This window comes from Arthrobacter sp. YA7-1, assembly GCF_025960325.1.
In the GTDB taxonomy this organism is placed as follows: domain Bacteria; phylum Actinomycetota; class Actinomycetes; order Actinomycetales; family Micrococcaceae; genus Arthrobacter; species Arthrobacter bambusae_A.
Genome location: NZ_CP110114.1, coordinates 2792957 through 2811333, shown reverse-complemented (window position 1 = coordinate 2811333; position 18377 = coordinate 2792957). Strand labels below are relative to the sequence as shown.

The following is an 18377-nucleotide window of genomic DNA, read 5'->3' as shown; positions in this document are numbered from 1 at the left end:
GTCCGTGAGTTAGCGTGGCGTGGAGGACTTCCACGGGAACCGTGGATTGTTGCTTTGAAGCACGGGTATTAGATTCCTGAATATTTTCCCTGTCCTCCCCGAGACGGACACAGTAGATGGCCGTCTGAGGGTGTTGGAGGGAAGTCGTTATGGACATTGTTCACGAGCGGGCCGCGGGGTTGGATATCTCCAAACGCGACGCGAAAGTCTGCGTGCGGGTCCCGGGCCCGCGGGCCGGGACCTACACATCAACGGTTACGACCTGGGCCGCGAACACGCATCAGATCCTGGAGCTGCGTGAGTTCCTGGAACGCGAACATGTGAGCACGGTGGTGATGGAAGCGACCAGTGATTACTGGAAGCCCTTCTACTACCTGATGGAGGAGACGCTGCCGGTGATGCTCGTCAACGCCAAGGCGGCCCGGAACATCCCCGGCCGCAAGACGGACGTCTCCGACGCGGCCTGGCTGGCGCAGTTGGCCGCTTTCGGGTTGTTGCGGGCCTCGTTCGTGCCGCCGGAACCGATCCGTGAGCTCAGGGACCTGACCCGGGCCCGTGCGATCGCCACCCGCGACCGGGCCCGGGAGATCCAGCGGCTGGAGAAGTTCCTGGAGAGTTCCGGGATCAAGCTCTCCTCGGTGGTCTCGGATCTGACAGGGGTCTCCTCCCGGAACATCCTCGAGGCCCTCATCAACGGAGAACGCAACCCAGAGGTGCTGGCCGGGATGGCCCGGGGCATGCTGCGCTCGAAGATCCCGGCCCTCGTCGACGCGCTCACCGGCCGGTTCAAACCCCACCACGCGTTCATGGCCCGCCTGCACCTGGACCAGATCGACACCCACACCCGGGTCATCGAGGCCCTCACGGCACGGATCGAGGAGGCGATGGAACCCTTTCGCGACGCCAGGGAAGCCCTGGCCGCCATCCCCGGAGTCTCCCGCAGGGTCGCCGAGGTGATCATCGCCGAAACCGGAGCGGACATGGCCGTGTTCGAAACCCCCGCCCGGCTCGCGTCTTGGGCCGGCGTCTGTCCCGGCGCGAACGAATCCGCCGGACGGATCAAATCCGCGCACATCCTGCCCGGGAACAAATACCTCAAGGGAGCCCTCGGCATCGCGGCTATGGCGGCCGCACGGTCCAAGAACACCTACCTCGCCGCGAGATACCACCGCATCACGGCCCGAAGCGGACGCAACAAAGCCCTCGTCGCCGTCGAGCATTCCATCCTCACCGCGGCCTGGCACATGCTCGCCAACGGCGAGTGCTACAACGAGCCCGGAGCTGACCACTTCACCCGCATCAACCCGACCCGCGCCAAGAACAACGCCATCAAGCAGCTCAACAGCCTCGGCTACGACGTCACGATCACTCCGGTCACCGCAGCCTGATCCACCCCTACTTTTGTATTAGTTGGGAAGGGAAAAGGGGTCCCGCAGCCTGTGCGGAACCCCTTCCCTGAATCTGCCAGGCAGAATTCAAGCGGTAAAACTAGACGGCGGTGACGCCGGTGGCCTGCGGGCCCTTGGCGCCCTGACCGATCTCGAACTGAACACGCTGGTTCTCATCGAGGGTGCGGAATCCGCCGGTCTGGATCTCGGAGTAGTGGACAAAGACGTCGCCTTCAGCGTCGTCCGGGGTAATGAAGCCGAAGCCCTTTTCAGCGTTGAACCACTTGACGGTGCCCAGTGCCATTTTTGTTTCTCCTCATTGTGGAACTTTTAAGTCCGGCACACCGCGTGCCGGCCTCGGTTACTCCGCGAGAAGACCTGGTTTTCCGTCCAAGCAAGGCTTGGTTGGCTTCGCAGGAGCTTCACGCTCGCAACACGTCTTGCGAGCATGAATCACACCTACACAAAGACTGCTACAACACTTTCATGGCCGAAACTGGAGGTCAACGGTCTGCTGGGGAATTCCGACAAATTTTAAGTAAAAAGAAGGTAACGGAAGAAAGCGCGGCCACGACAGGATCCGCCATTGGGTGCCTGCGAATTCGGCCTATGCGAGCCAATCTCGCTAAGCCAGCCAATCACCATTGCGCAATACACCCGCGAGCTGCAGTTCCTTGTCGACGACGACGAGATCGGCCCGCAGGCCGCGGCGAAGGCCGCCAAGTTCATCGGAGAGGCCGAGGACTGCGGCGGGAACCGCCGTCGCCGAGGCAACCGCGTCGGCGAGCCCGACGCCGGCCGCCACGGTGCGCCTGACGACGTCGAGCATGGTGGCGGTGCCACCCGCGATGGATCCTGTGGCATCCAAGGTAGCAACGCCGTCCGTCACAGTCACCGGCGAGGGGCCCAGCATGTAGTTTCCGTCGGAGAGCCCCGCCGCCGCCATTGAATCAGTGACGAGGACAACGTTTGAGGCGCCCACCAGCTGAAAGACGGTCACGACGGTGCTGGGGTCAAGGTGCGTGCCGTCCGCGATGAGTTCAACCACGGCCTTGCCTTCCTGGGCCGTGCGAAGGGACGCGGCCACGGGGCCAGGGGAGCGGTGGTGCATGGGAGGCATGCCGTTGAACAAGTGCGTGACAGTCGGCAGCGAGCTGACGCCGTCGAAACCGGCGGACTCCAAGCCCTCCCGCGCCGCAGTGAGGGAAGCAGCCGCCGTCGCGTCGTCGCAATCCGTGTGGCCCAAAGACGGCGTTACCCCGTGGAACGTCATCAGGTCCACGAGTGCGGCGGCGCCGGGAAGCTCGGGCGCATAGGTCATGGTGGCGAGCTTGCCGGCAGCGGCTTCAACCAGCTCGGTCATGAGGTCCAGGTCCGGCTCGAGCAGATAGGCGGGGTTCTGCGCGCCGCAGCGGGCATGCGAGAGGAAGGGTCCCTCCAAGTGGATTCCAGCCACGAGTCCTTCATCGGCCAAGCGCACGAAAAGCTCGATGCCGCGAAGCAGGTCCTCCCGGGGCGCCGTGACCATGCTGGCGAGGAGGGTGGTGGTCCCGGAACGGTGCAGGAAATCGATGGCCTTGCGCGCCGAGGATTCATCGCCTGCGGGGAAGTCGCCCCCGTTGCCGCCGTGGCAGTGGACATCCACGAATCCGGGAACGATGTACCGTTCCGCAGGGAAATCGGTCCGGGGAGTTTCCTCGAACCCTTCGAAGGCTGCCTCGTGGAATTCGGCGGCCGGTCCGGCGAAGGCGATCCGGTCGTCCTCCACCGCCACCAGGCCATCTTCGATCACCGCACCGTCGCTGACGATGGTTCCGGTAATCAGGTGGCGCACAGGCGCAGGAGAAGATGCAGGCCGGTCTGGGACAGTCATGCTTTGATTCTAGTTGCCGGGGGCCGCACGTGACCCGGGTTACCCGGGATGAAGGCCCGGACAACTAGAACAGGCGCGACTCGCTGTCGTCCACGCCACGCATGGCGTCATAGTCCAGGGTGACGCAATCGATTCCGCGGTCGTTGGCAAGCACCTTCGCCTGCGGCTTGATCTGCTGGGCGGCGAAAATGCCCCGCACCGGCGCGAGAAGCGGATCCCGGTTGAGAAGTTCGAGGTATCGCGTAAGCTGCTCGACGCCGTCGATGTCGCCGCGCCGCTTGAGTTCGACGGCGACCGTCCTGCCGTCGCCGTCCCGGGCGAGGATGTCCACCGGGCCGATGGCAGTGAAGTACTCGCGCCGGATCAGCGAATAGCCTGCACCAAGGGTTTCGATCTGCTCGGCGAGCAGTCGCTGCAGATCCGCTTCGACGCCGTCCTTGATGAGTCCGGGGTCCGTGCCGAGGTCGTGGGACGTGTCGTGGAGGTGCTCATAAATGTTGATGATGAGCCGGTCATCGGTCTTGGCAGACTGCACGGTCCACTGTTCCACCACGCCTTCTTCGACCTCGGTCTCCTCCGGCGTGGTCACTCGCAACGTAGCGGGCGGGCTCATCCAGTTCAGCGGCTTGTAGGAACCGCCGTCGGAGTGGACCAGCACGGAACCATCGGATTTGACGAGCAAAAGCCGGGTGGCAAGCGGGAGGTGGGCCTTGAGGCGGCCAACGTAATCAACGGAACAACGGGCTATGACGAGTCGCACCCGCTCCACTTTACTTCCTCTACCGCGCGCAACCAGCGACTGGGGCAGAATGGAGTCATGCCCCGCTCCAACCGCCCCCGACGCACCGAATCAGCCAAGGCAAGCTGGAAACGGACAGGCGAGTCGCCGGAACTGGATCTGGAACGTGCCCGTTCGGGCATTGCCCGCAGGGAAAGCGCCCCCGACGGCGACTGGATGGTCCGGACGATGACCGCACGGAACGCCGAGAAGACCTACGTCTGCCCCGGTTGTTCGATGGCCATCATGCCGGGAATCGCCCACTTGGTGGTGTGGTCCGAAACTCACCTCTTCGGCGATGCCGCAGGCCTGGCGGAACGCCGGCACTGGCACAACAACTGCTGGACCGGCCGAACCTACAGGTACCGCTGAGGACTGAAGCCGCAGCTCCGGCCCCTCTGCGCGTCGCACGACGGCGCCGAGCACTTAAGCTTGGAAGCATGAGTTTCGATCCTGCTTCCCTAGTCTTCAGCCAGCCGGAGTCTGCCACGGACATCAGGGCATCCACGGTATTGCCGGCGCGGCGCGAGAACGTGGAGTTCCTCACCGAGGACGGCAAATTGCTCGTGGGTGAGCTGGCATTGCCGGAATCCGGTGAGATCTCGGCGACGCTCATCACGCTGCACCCCTTGCCGACCCACGGCGGCTTCATGGATTCGCATGTCTACCGGAAGGCGTCCTATCGCCTTCCCGCGCTGGCCGGCGTCGCGGTTCTGCGCTTCAACACACGGGGGACCCATTCGCCACGAGGTACCAGCCAGGGGCAGTTCGACGAGGGAATCGGTGAACGCTACGACGTCGAGGCTGCCGTTCGCTTCGCAGTGGAGCGCGGGCTTCCGAACCGCTGGTTGGTGGGATGGTCCTTCGGCACCGAGTTGGCCTTGATGTACGGCGCCATTGAGCCCGTCGCTTCCCAGGTAGAGGGCGCCGTCCTGCTGTCCCCGCCGCTGCACCGGGCCACGGATGTGCATTTGAAGGAATGGGCTGCCTCGGGGAAACCGCTGACGGTCCTCGTTCCGGAGCACGACGACTATCTTCAGCCCGCCGAAGCCGCCGAACGATTCAGTGTGGTGCCCCAGGCCCGGGTCCTGGGGATCGACGGCGCCAAGCACTTGTGGGTCGGAGAGAAGTATGCGGCGCGGGTTTTGGACGAGATCGTCGACGACGTGACGGAAGCAGGCGCCGGACCGGAGGGCCTGCCGCGCCAATGGTCCGGTCCAGTGGCAGCGGCCTAGTGCCGGTCCTGGCGGGCGATGAAGACTTCCTTGAGCAGCAACATGATGGCCGCCGCGGTCGGGATGGCGATCAAGGCACCGAGCACGCCCAGTAGGCTGCCGCCCGCGATCACCGAGATCACGGCAACAGCACCCGGGACGGCAACGGCTTTCTGCATGATGCGCGGGGAGATGAAGTAGGCCTCGAACTGCAGGTAGGCGAAGTAGCAGATGGCGTAGATGACGGCGGTCTGCCAGCCCGCCGTCAGGGCCACCAGGATGACCACGACGGCGGCAATCAGGCCGCCCACCAGCGGGATGAACGCAAGCAGGGCAACCACGAAGGCCAGCAGGACGCTGAACGGAATGCCCAGGATGCTCATGACGATGAAGGCGAACAAGGCATTAAGCAGGGCCACGCACACCTGGCCGATCACGTAGTTGCCCACCGAGCGGGTGATTTCCTCGGAAAGCGCCTCCACCCGGGGCCTGCGCGACCGCGGAGCGAGCCGGTATCCCCATCTCTTCATGGCAGGCAGGGCCCCGAGGAAGTAGAGACTGAGGACCAGGACGATCAGCGTCCCGAAGACCCCGTTGGCCACCGTGGATCCGAAACCAACGACGCCGCCGAAGATGCCGCCCATCGCGTCGGGATTCTTGACGAACTTGTCGAGTTCCTGGCTGATCTTGTCGCGGACGCCGAATTGGCTGTCGAGGGAGCGGAAGAAGTCGGAATCCACGAAGCTGCGGATCCAGTCCGGCGCTTGCCGCACGATCTGCGAGACCTGTTCCACGATGGTGGGGATGAGGGTGGCGAAAAACGCCGCCACTCCGGCTACGAGGACTCCGACGGCGATGACGACGCCAGCAGGGCGCGGCACCTTGCGCTCCTCGAGCCCGCGCACTACCGGGTCAAGTCCCAAGGCAATGAACAGGGCCGTGACGATCCACAACAGCAGCTGTGCGGTATTGGTGCCGATGTAGTACAGCATGAGGGCGACCCCGACCCCGGCCGTGCCCATGAATCCGAGGTATAGCGGATGTTGCGCGGACATCCTCGGGCCGGGGGAACCGAAGCGCGGACCGTCTGTGTCATCCTGAGCGGGCTCGGTTGCCGCGTCGTGCTCAAGTTCGGGAGGCATTTCGAAACGGAGCCGTGGCTGGGCGCCCGGAATGGGCTGGCGTAGGCGGCGTACGAAGGACGCCATCAGGCCCTCGCCGTGATCCTTGCCGTCCTGGGCAGGCCCCTTGGCCAAGCCGTCCGGGCCAGTCCCCGGTTCTTGTTCCGCGGGAGTGGGATCCTTGCGCTCTTTCACGTGTTTCAGCTGCCTTTTCGTTCCGTGGTCAGGCTCGAGGAGTGCTCGATGCCATGTTGTTCGCCACACTATCAGCAGGCCGGAATTGGCGAATTCTAGAGGTTGAGCCGCGCGTCGGGAAGTCCTTGGGGAGGACCCCGAACTGACTCTTTGGTAACAAAACCGTTACCCTTGAAGTTCAACGACCGCTGATGATTGGTATTCCTGTGCGATTGAAGACTGCAGTTTCGCTGGTGCTGCTTGGCCTGCTGACACTGTTGGCCGGCATTGGCCAGCTGACCTTTTGGGCCCCGGCCGAGACCGTAACCGCGTCCGCTCCCGGCGGCTCCAAAGCCGCTCCGCTGACCGTGATCACCCAAGACGTGTTGACCCACCAGGGTGGTCCCAGACAAATCAACATCAAGGGCGACGGCAAGTTCGTGGTGGCCGTCGGACGTCCTGATGACGTGGATGCGTGGGTCGGCAAGACCGCCCACAACAGCATCACCGGAGTCTCCGCGGACGGCAAATCCCTCCAGGTTGCCGGCACCGACGGCGAAGCAACCGCTCCGTCGCCTGCCGGATCGGATATGTGGGTGCAAACCGAGAACGCCAACGGACAGTTGGACTACACCTTTACACCGCCTGCGAGTGGCAATTGGTCGCTCCTCCTGGCAAGCGACGGAACCAAGCCGGCGCCGTCGTCGGTCTCCATCACATACGCCAACGATGCCACCATGCCGTGGGCCGTCCCGCTGATCGTCATTGGCGCCATCCTCATTGTCGCGGGTGCGGCGTTGCCGTTCGTCAGCAAGTTCACGAGGGGCAGGGGCCCGCGCCGCAGCGGTCCGCGAGGCGGCGGCAGCACCGGAGCCGACAGGGACTCTATCGGCGAGGACACCCCCAAGGACTCCGAGAAGCACCTCATCGGCGAGGACACCCCCAAGGACTCCGAGAAGCCCCTCATCGGCGGGGACACCTCTGCCGGGGACACCAACAAGGGCACGGCCGGGGGGCCCGCACTTCGCATTTCGCTGATAGCCGCCGCCGTTGTGACCGCCCTCGTGGGTGGCACCGCCGCAGGCGCCCAAGCGGCCGAGACTCCTTCTCCTTCCGGATCGGCGACGACGGGCTCCGGATCCGCGACGGCGAGCCCGGCTGGGGTCGCCGCTGCGCCCGCTGTCCCCGTGCTGGTGGACGCGCAGCTCAAGCGCATCCTGGACCAGGTGGCCGGCGCGGTGGCCGCCGGGGATGCCGCACGCGATGCCTCCAAACTCGCTCCCCGGGTTGACGGCACCGAGCTGCAGGTACGCACGCAGAACTACAAGATCCGGTCCCAAGTCGCCACGCATGAGGCGCGGATGCCGGTCCGGTCCAGCAAACTGCTGGGCAGTGTCATCTCCACCCAGCGGACCTGGCCGCGCACCGTGATTGCCCTGACCCAGGGCGATGGCAACGTGGTTCCCCAGGTGCTGACCCTCGTGCAGGCCTCGCCGCGCGAGAACTACAAGCTGCAGAGCACTTCGCCGCTTCAACCGGGAACATCCTTCCCGGCGATCCCCTTGGGCGGAACCGCGCAGCTGGCGGCCGGAGACAAGACCGGACTGCAGTACAGCGGGACCGAAGCAATGGCAGCCCTGGGCGATCGCTTGACCAAAGCTGATTCGGCGTTCAAGGACAAGCTCGTGGAAGGCACCAATTCGCCGTACATTGCCGATGTCCTTGACTACCAGGCGAGCACGGTCAAGTCCGGCACCAATGGCGACTTCACCTTCACGCACACGCCCTCTCCGGCGGATACCGCCGTGTTCCGGACCTCCGACGGCGGCGCAGTAGTGGTGGGAAAGCTGGACTTCAATTTCACCAGCAAGCCCAAGGCCGACGGCGACACGTTGACCGTGGACAAAGCCGCGGCAGTGCTCGCGGGCGGGGATTCCACGAAAATCGGCCTCGTGCAGACCTTCTCGGAGTCGGTGGCCATTTACATCCCACCGGCAGGCTCCACCGCTCCCATGAAGCTTGTTGCCGCGGTCCGCGGTCTGGTGGGAGCCAGCTTCCAGTAGGCAAATGCTGTTGGCGCAGCGGCTAGAGTGGACGGTATGAGTTCGCCAGGATCCCGTCCCGTCTCTCCAGCCGCTGCCAGCCAGCTCAACCTGCGCGGCGCCGTCGACCTCTCTGCATTGCGGCGCCCTGCGCCGGCGGCACCGAGCGGTGCCCCGGCTGCGTCCGGCGGCAGCCCCGGAAGCGGCCAGCCGCTTCGCGTCGATGCCACCGAGGCCAATTTCCAGGACCTCGTCCAGCTGTCCGCGCAGATTCCCGTCCTTTTCCTTTTGTGGTCAAACCGCTCCTTGGAGGCTTCGACCCTCCTGCATAGCCTTGAAGGCGTCGTCGAAGGCTACGGCGGCAAAGTGGTGCTGGCCGCGGCGGATGTTGACGCCTTCCCGCAGCTTGCGCAGGCATTCCAGGTCCAGGCCATCCCCACCGCGATCGCGGTCCTGAAGGGCCAGCCCGTGCCGCTCTTCGAGGGGCCCGCTTCGGACCAGGAAATCCGCAGCCTCATCGACGAACTCCTCAAGGTGGCCGAAGCCAACGGCGTCACAGGCAGCATCGGTACGGGTGACGCCGGTGCGGAGGCCCGTCCTCTGCCGCCGCTGCACCAGGCCGCCTTCGACGCCATCGAAGCCGGGGATTACGCCGCTGCCGCCACGGCTTACCGCCAGGCGCTCGCCGAGAAGCCGGCGGACGCCGAGGCCAAGGCAGGACTCGCCCAAGTGGAGTTGATGGGCAGGCTCGAGCTCCTGACGGCAACGGAAGCCGAAACCATGCGCCAGCGGGCGGCAGAGGAGCCGGACGACATCGACGTGCAGCTCACGGTGGCCGACCTCGACATCTCGGGTGGACACATCGAGGACGCGTTCAACCGCATCATCGCGTTCATTGGCCGCAACTTCGGTCCCGAGCGGGAAACGGCGCGCGTGCGCCTGCTGGAGCTGTTCGACGTCGTCGGCATTTCGGACCAACGCGTGGCCAAAGCCCGTCAAGGTCTGGCGCGGGTCCTCTTCTAATGTCTCAGCCGGCGCTGTTCAGTCCGCTCTCATTGCGCTCTCTGACGTTGCCGCATCGTGGCTGGGTTTCCCCGATGTGCCAGTACAGTTGCTCGCCCGACGGCGGGGGAGGCGTACCCAACGATTGGCACCTGGTACATCTTGGAGCTTTTGCGACGGGAGGCGCGGCCCTCATCCTCACCGAGGCGGCGGCGGTCAGTCCCGAGGGCCGGATCAGCCCGCGGGACGCCGGAATGTACACGGACGAGCAGGCGGCGGCGTGGGAGCGGATCGTGGACTTCGTCCACCGCAACAGCGCCGTGGGCGGCAAGATCGGCGTCCAGCTGGCCCACGCCGGCCGCAAGGCTTCCACGTACTGGCCCTTCGCGGACGAGAGCGGATCAGTGGCGGAGTCCGACGGCGGGTGGGTGGCCCGGGGTCCCGGGTCTGAGGCCTTTGCCGGGCTTGCACCTCCGCTTGCCATGAACGAGGCGGATATCCACGCCGTGATTTCGGATTTCGCGGCGGCGGCTTCACGGGCGGTGGACGCCGGCTTCGACACGGTAGAGATCCACGGTGCGCATGGCTACCTCCTGCACGAATTCCAAAGCCCCCTCATCAACACGCGCAACGATGCGTGGGGAGGCAGCGAGGCCGGCCGAAACCGTTTGATGCTCGCGGTCGTCGACGCCGTCCGCGCTGTCATCCCCGATTCGATGCCGTTGTTGCTGCGGATTTCCGCGAGTGATTGGGCTGAGGGCGGCGTCGACATCGATGCCTCCGTGCGGCTCGCGCGGGCGGCGTCGGAGCATGGCGTGGACTTGGTGGACGTCTCCAGCGGGGGCGCTGTGGCCCACCAGCGGATCAAGGCCGGCCCTGGGTACCAGACGGGATTCTCGGAGCAGATCCGGCGCGAAGCGGGGGTTTCCACCGGTGCAGTCGGCTTCCTGACGTCCTCGGGGCAGGCAGAACATACGGTGGCCACGGGCCAAGCCGACGGCGTGTTCATGGCACGGGCTGCCCTCCGCGATCCGCACTGGTGGCTTCGCGCGGCTTTTGAACTCGGGTTCCCCCTGGATTGGGCGCCGCAGTATCAGCGTGCGGTTCCACGGCACAGCTTCTAGGCGCTAGTCCTTTGGGATGAGGCGGCTCCCGAAAGGCGCTCCGTAGTTCCCCCTCCGGGACGACCCCTGGAAGCGTGCCCGGGGCTAGGCTGGCTGCATGACTGTCCAGCTTCCCGGTTCTCCCCTAAACTCCCCGGTGCCCGCCTTGGCCCTGCGCGGCCTGGCGAAACGCTTCGGTGGCAAGATCGCGGTCGACGGGATCAGCCTGGACGTTCCCGCCGGCTCCTTCTACGGGGTTGTTGGTCCCAACGGGGCGGGCAAGACGACAACGTTGTCCATGGCCACCGGGCTCCTGCGGCCGGACTTCGGAACGGCACATGTGCACGGCGTGGACGTGTGGGCGAAACCGCTCGAAGCCAAGAAACTGATGGGAATACTGCCCGACGGCGTTCGCCTCTTCGACCGCTTGACGGGTGAACAGCTGGTCACCTATGCCGGCTTGCTCCGCGGCATGGACAGGGACGTCGTTGCCCACAGGGTGGGAGAACTGATGGCCGCGCTGGACCTGAGCGGCGACGCCGGCACCCTCGTGGTGGACTACTCCGCCGGCATGACAAAGAAGATTGCCCTCGCCTCGGCCCTCATCCATGCGCCCAGGCTGTTGGTACTGGATGAGCCCTTTGAGTCCGTCGATCCCGTGTCGGCAGCCAACATCAGGGGAATTCTTGACAACTATGTGGCCTCGGGAGGGACGGTCATCGTCTCGAGCCATGTCATGGACCTGGTGCAGCGCATGTGCGACCACGTGGCCGTCGTGGCTGCCGGCAGGGTCCTCGCCGCCGGAACCGTCGACGAGGTCCGCGACGGCGCCTCTCTCGAGGACCGCTTTGTGCAGCTCGTGGGCCGCGGAAACCAGACGGGAGGCCTCGAATGGTTGCGCACCTTCTGAGCCTGAAGTGGCGGCTCCTGCTGAACGGTTTCCGCCGCAGTCCGGCCCAGCTTGTGGGAATCGCGATCGGCGGACTCTATGCGTTGGGTGTTGTCGTGACCCTCGTGGTGACACTCGTCGCCCTGCGGTGGGCCGACGCCGAGACGGCCCACACCGCCGTCGTCCTCGGTGGCGCAGCCGCGATCGTTGCCTGGGCTGTGGTGCCGCTGATGGCTTCGGCCGCGGACATGACGCTTGACCCTTCCCGCTTCACCACGTCGACGGTTCCCATGCGCCAGCTACTGACCGGACTTGCCCTCGCCGGATTCATCGGATTGCCGGGCCTGTCCACAGTGATTGTGGCGTTGTTCACGGCGGCAACATGGTGGCGCAGCGTGCCGGCGGTGCTGGGCGCACTGCTGGGCGCCGTGCTCGGCGTGCTGAGTTGCGTGGTCTTGTCGAAAGTCATCACGACGGCGACTGCCGGCCTGGCTGCCTCCCGCCGCTTCAAGGATGTGAGCAGCATTGTGGTCTTTGTGCCGCTCGTGCTGATGGGACCGATTGTTGCCGGCGTCTTCAGGGGAGTGTCCGGTTCCACCGGCTATCTTCCCGAGCTTGCCCGGATGGTCTCCTGGACTCCGCTCGGTGCTTCCTGGTCGCTTGGCGGCGATCTCGCGTCGGGAGATGTTGCGGCTGCCGGCCTGAAGGCCTTGATCGCCCTGGCAACCCTCCTCGTGTTGTGTGCCGCGTGGAATGCCTTGCTCAAGCGGGCACTCGTCACTCCGCCGTATTCCGGTGGCTCGGGGAAACGCGGCGGAAAACTCGGCTTGTTCGGGCTGCTGCCGGCAACTCCCACGGGGGCCGTGGCTGCGCGGTCCCTCAGCTACTGGATCCGCGACCCGCGCTACGCAGCGTCGCTCATCGTGGTCCCGTTGTTGCCCGTGATTTTCCTGTTCCAGTCCGGGCAGTCCGGAAGCTATTCGATGCTGGTGATCCTGGGGCCAATCGCTGCGTTTATCCTCGCATGGTCGATCGCCGCTGATGTTTCCTATGACAACACCGCATTTGCCTTGCATCTGGCCACCGGGGTCCGCGGCATCCATGACCGGCTCGGCCGGGCCTTGGCCTGCCTGGCATTCGCCCTCCCGGTGGTGGTGATCTTCGCCGTCGGGCCCTTCTTCCTGACGCGGGATTGGAACTGGTCACCCGGTGTCCTGGGCCTTTCCCTGGGCGTCCTGTTTTCGGGCCTTGGCTTGGCCTCCATCGTGTCGGCGCGCTACACGTCCAACGTGCCGTTGCCCGGTGACAGCCCCTTCAAGAAGCCGCCGGGAAACGTTGCCCAGACGCTGGCGGTCCAGTTCGGGGGGATGGCGGTGCTGTTCCTCTTGGTGCTTCCTGAACTTGTCCTGGTCATCGTCCAGTCCGTCACGGGCGATCCGCTGTGGGGATGGATCAATCTAGCCATTGGTACGGTTCTCGGGGTGGCCTTGTTTGTGGCCGGTGTCCGGATCGGTGGCCGCTGGCTTGACCGCCGCGGGCCGGAGCTCTTCGCGCAATTGAGCGTCAACCGTTGATTCCATGACCAACAATGATAATTTATAGGACATGGGATAACCTCGAGTTTGAACCAGTCGATCCGGGAAACACAGCTAGAAAGGTCGTGGACGATGGAAGTTGTCATCCTTCCGGGAAGCAAGCAGATCGGGGCGCTCGCCGCGGACGCCATCGAGGCGCTGCTCCTCCGAAAGCCGAACGCCGTCCTGGGCCTCGCCACAGGGTCCTCTCCGCTCCCCGTTTACGACGAACTGGCGCGCCGCCACCAGGAAAGAGGCCTCGACTTCAGTCAGGCGCACGCCTTCGCCCTTGACGAATACGTCGGGCTCAAGCCGGGGCATCCCGAGTCGTACCGTGAAGTCATCCGCCGTGAATTCACGGACCGGGTTAATATCGACCCTGCCAATGTCCACAGCCCGGACGGTACCGCGGCGGACCTTCCCGCAGCCTGCGAAGCGTACGAAGACTCCATGCGCGCACTCGGCGGCGTTGACCTTCAGATCCTTGGTGTGGGCACCGACGGCCATATCGGGTTCAACGAACCCGGCTCCTCGCTCGCTTCGCGGACCCGGATCAAGACGCTGATCGAGCAGACCCGCAAGGACAACGCCCGCTTCTTCAAGAGCATCGACGACGTTCCGCACCACGTCGTCACACAGGGCTTGGGAACGATCATGGACGCCCGGCACGTGGTCCTGATTGCCACCGGGGCGCAGAAAGCCCAGGCGGTCAGGGACTTCGTCGAGGGACCGGTGGCGGCCATTTGCGCGGCATCCGTGCTGCAGATGCACCAGCACGCCACCATCCTCATCGATGAAGCTGCCGCGTCTTCGCTCAAGCTCGCCGACTACTATCGCCACACCTATGACAACAAGCCGAAATGGCAGAGCATCTGACACGGTGCATCTGATCGCGAAGCATCAGCGGCTAAGATGGATGGCATGACGACGCTGCCTCCGGACCCATTCGAAAACGATCCCATGCGCGAGCTTTCCGGAGCCGGAACTTCCACTGCAACCATTGAGCGCGAGGAATTGCGCCAGGAAGTGGAACCCGGTGACCGGGAGCGTTTCTCGCACTACGTCCGCAAGGAAAAGATCATGGAGTCTGCCCTCACAGGCGAACCCGTGATTGCACTATGCGGCAAAGTGTGGACCCCAGGCCGGGACCCGCAGAAGTTCCCGGTCTGCCCCGAGTGCAAAGAAATCTATGAAGGACTTCGCCCCGGTAACGACGGCGGAGACAAAGGCGGCTCGGGCGGCTCCAAGTAGCGAGCAAGCCCCAGTAGTAAGAAATCCCTGGTAGTCGGGTATTTCCTGATAGTAGGCGGGGGAGTGCTTTTCCCTGCCTGTGTGCTGCCCCGCGTGATTCGGCGCATCCGGAACAGATTGGTGTCTTTTGTGGTTATTTGGGCTTCGCTGGCTGCAGCGGCCTTGCTTGGAATCGTTGCTGGTCGGGGGGAAACCGCGTGACTGAAACGCTCTTCGGCGGCCCCGCGCTGCCCCCGGCCTATCCGGAACGCGCAGCCTGGGGAACCGCCCCGAAGTTGCGCGCCTGGCAGCAGGAAGCGCTGGACCTGTACCTGAACGCCAGCCCGCGCGATTTTCTCGCCGTGGCAACCCCGGGCGCCGGTAAGACCACCTTCGCCTTGCGGATTGCGTCGATGCTCCTTGACAGTGGAACCGTGAACCGCGTGACGATCGTCGCACCTACGGACCACTTGAAACGGCAGTGGGCGGACGCCGCGGCCAAGGTGGGCATTGCCATCGATCCGAACTTCAAGAATGCCGACGGCCAGCACGGCAGGGGCTTCGTCGGCGTCGCGGTGACCTACGCGCAAGTGGCCAGCAAGCCCATGCTCCACCGGGCGAAGACCGAGGCCGCCCGCACCCTGGTCATCCTCGACGAAATCCACCACGGCGGCGAAGCGTTGTCCTGGGGCGATGGATTGCGCGAGGCCTTCGATCCCGCTGCGCGGCGCCTGGCCCTCACGGGAACGCCTTTCCGTTCCGACACCTCACCCATCCCTTTCGTGGAATACGCCGAAGACCGGGACGGCATCCGCCGCTCGAAGGCGGACTACACCTACGGCTACGGCAATGCGTTGAGGGACCACGTCGTCCGGCCCGTGCTGTTCATGGCGTATTCGGGCCAAATGCGTTGGCGTACCAGCGCCGGAGACGAAATGGCGGCTTCCCTTGGCGAGGCTGCCGTGACCAAGGACATCACCTCCCAGGCCTGGCGTACTGCCCTGAACCCGAGCGGCGAATGGATTCCCGCCGTTCTTGCCGCCGCCGACAAGCGCCTCAGCGAGGTCCGCCGTACCGTGCCCGACGCCGGCGGCCTGGTGATCGCCACGGACCACGACGACGCCCGCGCCTACGCCGGTCAGCTCAAGAAGATCACGGGCCAGTCGCCCACGGTGATCCTGTCCGATGATTCCAAGGCTTCGCACAAGATCGAGGAGTTCACGGCGAGCGACAAGCGCTGGATGGTGGCGGTCCGCATGGTGTCCGAAGGCGTTGACGTCCCCCGGCTTTCGGTCGGCGTCTACGCGACGTCCACCTCCACGCCGCTGTTCTTCGCCCAAGCCGTGGGCCGTTTTGTCCGTGCCCGCAAACGGGGGGAAACGGCGTCGGTCTTCTTGCCGTCCGTGCCGCCGCTCATGGCCTTGGCGAACTCCATGGAAGCCGAGCGGGACCACGCACTGGACCGGCCCGAGAAGGAAGACGCGGACGGCCTCTTCAACCCCGAAGAAAACCTGATGGCCGAGGCCAACCGCGAAGAGAAGGCCTCTGACTCCCTGGAAAAGGGTAAATTCGAGGCCCTCGATTCCCAGGCATCCTTTGACAGGGTGCTGTTCGACGGCGGCGAATTCGGTACGGGAGCAGACATCGGCTCCGAGGACGAACTGGACTTCCTCGGGATCCCCGGGCTGCTCGACGCCGAACAGGTCGGAACGTTGCTCCGGCAGCGGCAGCACGACCAGCAGTCGAGGAAGAAGCGCCAGTCTCCGTTGGCCACCGCCGCGGCGCCGGCGGTTCCGGACCACCGCATGCTGATGGATCTGCGCAATGAGCTCGCCAAAAACGTCGCAGCATGGTCGGCCCGCACCGGCACCCCGCACGGCGTGGTCCACAACAAGTTGCGCGAGGTGTGTGGCGGACCGGCCGTGGCCCAGGCAAACGAAGAGCAATTGCAGTCGAGGCTGCGCAAGCTCCAGGATTGGTTCATCGGCCGGAAGTAGCTCTGCCTGGCAAGGCTACTGGCGCTTAGCGCTGCCCGAGTTCGACGCCGTTCTCTTCCAACTCGGCGTAGGTCTCGTCAAGATCCTCCGCGATGCCGGCGGTGAGCTCACCGATCACGGTCACGGAGTAGCCCGCCTGCACGGCGTCGAGCGCGGTGGCCCTGACGCAGTAGTCCGTGGCAATGCCGACCACCACCACTTCTTCCACTCCGTGGCTCTGCAGCCAGTCATCGAGCCCGAGGGCGTCCTCGTCCAGCTCGACGGAGGGGACGGCGCCGGGCGCGAGCTCGCCCATGGGCACTTCGTCTTCGGGTGCCAGGACTCCTTCGAACCCCGAATAGGCCGCTGTGTACTGTCCCTTGCGGAAGTACGCCTGGATGTACTCGGCGTCGAGATCCGGATGGAGTTCGGCGCCTTTGCTCCCGGCGCGGCAATGCGGCGGCCAACTGTCCACGAGGTCCGGTGTCTCCGAAAAGTGGCTGCCGGGATCCACATGCCAGTCCTGCGTGGCAACAACGTGGTCGAAGTGCTGGTGGTTGGCGTCAAGGTATTCGCTGATGGCGGCGGCGGTGGCTGCGCCACCTTCCACGGCGAGGGACCCGCCCTCGCAGAAATCATTCTGGACGTCCACGATAATCAGGGCACGGGACATTCAGTCCTCCTCATAGACGGTGGGGATCGCGGGCTCGCCGCGCTGCAACCTCCGGACTACCGGCGGGAGTTCGTTCATGGTGGCAGCGTGGCGTTCCTGTGCCCGGACCACGCCCTCAGGGCCTGTCCATCCAGGGAGCAGTTCGCCGTTCTTGATGAACTGCTGGAGCAGCGGGCGATCGTTGCCGTCGTCTTCCGGCCGGTGTCCGATGCCCACGATCTCGTGGGTCGCGATGCCGAGTTCGTTGAGTTTGCGCAGGGCGTATTTGCGACCACCCACGCTGGCCTTGTTCTTGGCTACTTTGGCCACGGGAACGAATTCGCCGGCGTCGTTGGTCCGGCTGACGAGCTTGTACACCATGCTGGCCGTCGGAGCTCCCGATCCGGTGACCAGGGAGGTGCCTACGCCATACACGTCCACCGGTGCCGATTGCAGGGCCGCGATCGCGAATTCATCGAGATCCGAGGTGACGACGATCCGGGTGTCGGTGTTGCCGAGGTTGTCCAGCAGATCGCGGACCCACTGGGCCTGGGCCACGAGGTCGCCGGAATCAAGGCGGACGGCCCCGAGCTTGTCACCCGCGAGCTCCACCGCGGTGCGTACCCCGACCTCGACGTCGTAGGTGTCTACCAGGAGCGTGGTCCCCGGTCCGAAGGCGGAAATCTGGGCTTGGAAGGCTTCGCGCTCGGTGTCATGCAGGAGCGTGAACGAATGGGCGGCCGTCCCTACGGTCTTGATGCCGTAGCGGCGGCCGGCCTCGAGGTTGGAGGTGCTGCCGAAACCGGCGATGACGGCGGCGCGGGCTGCCGCCGTCGCGGATTCCTCCTGGGTGCGTCGGGAGCCCATCTCGATGCACGGCCGGTTACCGGCCGCGCTGGTCATGCGGGAGGCAGCCGAAGCAATCGCGGTGTCGTGGTTGAGCACGGACAAAATGTACGTTTCCAGGATGCACGCTTCCGCGAACGTTGATTCGACGATCAGGATGGGGGAGCCGGGGAAGTAGGCTTCGCCCTCCGGATAGCCCCAAATGTCGCCCGAAAACCTGTAGTCCGCGAGGAAGTCCAGCGTCTGCCTGTCAACTACTTTGTGTTGATCGAGGAACGTGAGTTCGGCGTCTCCGAAACGGAAGTCCCTGATGCCCTCAAGCAGCCTGCCCGTGCCGGCGACGATCCCGTAGCGGCGGCCATCGGGCAGGCGCCGGGCGAAGGCCTCGAAGACGGAGCGCCGGTGTGCCGCGCCCGAATGGAGGGCAGCTTCGAGCATTGTCAGCTCATAGTGATCGGTGTACAACGACGTGCGGGGGTGGTCCCAGGCGACGGATCTGCTCACGGATTCACTCT

At 65.0% G+C, this 18377-nt stretch carries 17 protein-coding genes; 11 read left to right on the top strand and 6 right to left on the bottom strand.

Annotated features, from left to right (window positions below; genetic code table 11):
• The first annotated feature begins 149 nt into the window (after window positions 1-149).
• On the top strand, window positions 150-1388 hold the full coding sequence (locus OIT41_RS13185; RefSeq protein WP_241710937.1) for an IS110 family transposase: 1239 nt from the start codon (window positions 150-152) through the stop codon (window positions 1386-1388).
• 100 nt (window positions 1389-1488) lie between these two features.
• On the opposite strand, the gene OIT41_RS13180 is transcribed toward OIT41_RS13185, so the two are convergent.
• The 3 genes from OIT41_RS13180 to nucS form a co-directional block, all read right to left on the bottom strand.
• A complete protein-coding gene (locus tag OIT41_RS13180) occupies window positions 1489-1692 on the bottom strand; it encodes a cold-shock protein (RefSeq protein WP_028264741.1) in 204 nt (67 codons plus the stop codon).
• Window positions 1693-2013: 321 nt separating this feature from the next.
• The gene (gene nagA, locus OIT41_RS13175) at window positions 2014-3261 is read right to left on the bottom strand and encodes an N-acetylglucosamine-6-phosphate deacetylase (protein WP_264636598.1); all 1248 of its coding nucleotides are present in this window, start codon (window positions 3259-3261) and stop codon (window positions 2014-2016) included.
• 64 nt (window positions 3262-3325) lie between these two features.
• Window positions 3326-4021, bottom strand: coding sequence for an endonuclease NucS (gene nucS / locus OIT41_RS13170; RefSeq protein WP_059387620.1), 696 nt, complete (start codon window positions 4019-4021; stop codon window positions 3326-3328).
• A gap of 57 nt (window positions 4022-4078) precedes the next feature.
• Here nucS and OIT41_RS13165 point away from each other — a divergent pair, with 57 nt between their 5' ends.
• A complete protein-coding gene (locus OIT41_RS13165; protein ID WP_078108485.1) occupies window positions 4079-4411 on the top strand; it encodes an ATP/GTP-binding protein in 333 nt (110 codons plus the stop codon).
• Between the two features lie 68 nt (window positions 4412-4479).
• Window positions 4480-5274: an alpha/beta hydrolase gene (locus OIT41_RS13160; protein WP_264636597.1), complete on the top strand. Its 795-nt coding sequence runs from the start codon at window positions 4480-4482 to the stop codon at window positions 5272-5274.
• On the opposite strand, the gene OIT41_RS13155 is transcribed toward OIT41_RS13160, so the two are convergent.
• Window positions 5271-6461, bottom strand: a complete 1191-nt coding sequence (locus OIT41_RS13155; protein ID WP_242598481.1) for an AI-2E family transporter — start codon at window positions 6459-6461, stop codon at window positions 5271-5273. The genes OIT41_RS13160 and OIT41_RS13155 overlap by 4 nt on opposite strands.
• A gap of 299 nt (window positions 6462-6760) precedes the next feature.
• Here OIT41_RS13155 and OIT41_RS13150 point away from each other — a divergent pair, with 299 nt between their 5' ends.
• The 8 genes from OIT41_RS13150 (at window position 6761) to OIT41_RS13115 (ending at window position 16385) form a co-directional block, all read left to right on the top strand.
• A complete protein-coding gene (locus OIT41_RS13150; RefSeq protein WP_264636596.1) occupies window positions 6761-8611 on the top strand; it encodes a hypothetical protein in 1851 nt (616 codons plus the stop codon).
• A gap of 36 nt (window positions 8612-8647) precedes the next feature.
• Complete coding sequence (locus OIT41_RS13145) at window positions 8648-9613, top strand: tetratricopeptide repeat protein (RefSeq protein WP_264636595.1); 966 nt, start codon at window positions 8648-8650, stop codon at window positions 9611-9613.
• Complete coding sequence (locus OIT41_RS13140) at window positions 9613-10716, top strand: NADH:flavin oxidoreductase/NADH oxidase (protein ID WP_264636594.1); 1104 nt, start codon at window positions 9613-9615, stop codon at window positions 10714-10716. Before OIT41_RS13145 ends, OIT41_RS13140 begins: the two co-directional genes overlap by 1 nt.
• A 97-nt stretch (window positions 10717-10813) precedes the next feature.
• Complete coding sequence (locus OIT41_RS13135) at window positions 10814-11605, top strand: ABC transporter ATP-binding protein (RefSeq protein WP_264636593.1); 792 nt, start codon at window positions 10814-10816, stop codon at window positions 11603-11605.
• Window positions 11587-13158 (top strand): transporter, encoded by a 1572-nt coding sequence (locus OIT41_RS13130; RefSeq protein ID WP_264636592.1) that lies wholly within the window; start codon window positions 11587-11589, stop codon window positions 13156-13158. Before OIT41_RS13135 ends, OIT41_RS13130 begins: the two co-directional genes overlap by 19 nt.
• Before the next feature lie 93 nt (window positions 13159-13251).
• Window positions 13252-14034: a glucosamine-6-phosphate deaminase gene (gene nagB, locus OIT41_RS13125; protein WP_264636591.1), complete on the top strand. Its 783-nt coding sequence runs from the start codon at window positions 13252-13254 to the stop codon at window positions 14032-14034.
• 36 nt (window positions 14035-14070) lie between these two features.
• Window positions 14071-14409 carry a DUF3039 domain-containing protein gene (locus tag OIT41_RS13120; protein ID WP_059387622.1) on the top strand — a complete coding sequence of 113 codons (339 nt, stop codon included), beginning with the start codon at window positions 14071-14073 and terminating at the stop codon, window positions 14407-14409.
• Window positions 14410-14606: 197 nt separating this feature from the next.
• Complete coding sequence (locus OIT41_RS13115) at window positions 14607-16385, top strand: DEAD/DEAH box helicase (RefSeq protein WP_264636590.1); 1779 nt, start codon at window positions 14607-14609, stop codon at window positions 16383-16385.
• Between the two features lie 25 nt (window positions 16386-16410).
• Here OIT41_RS13115 and OIT41_RS13110 read toward each other — a convergent pair whose 3' ends face one another.
• Together OIT41_RS13110 and OIT41_RS13105 are read right to left on the bottom strand one after the other, a co-directional pair.
• The gene (locus tag OIT41_RS13110) at window positions 16411-17037 is read right to left on the bottom strand and encodes an isochorismatase family protein (RefSeq protein ID WP_078108495.1); all 627 of its coding nucleotides are present in this window, start codon (window positions 17035-17037) and stop codon (window positions 16411-16413) included.
• Complete coding sequence (locus OIT41_RS13105; protein WP_264636589.1) at window positions 17038-18366, bottom strand: nicotinate phosphoribosyltransferase; 1329 nt, start codon at window positions 18364-18366, stop codon at window positions 17038-17040.
• Window positions 18367-18377: the final 11 nt, after the last annotated feature.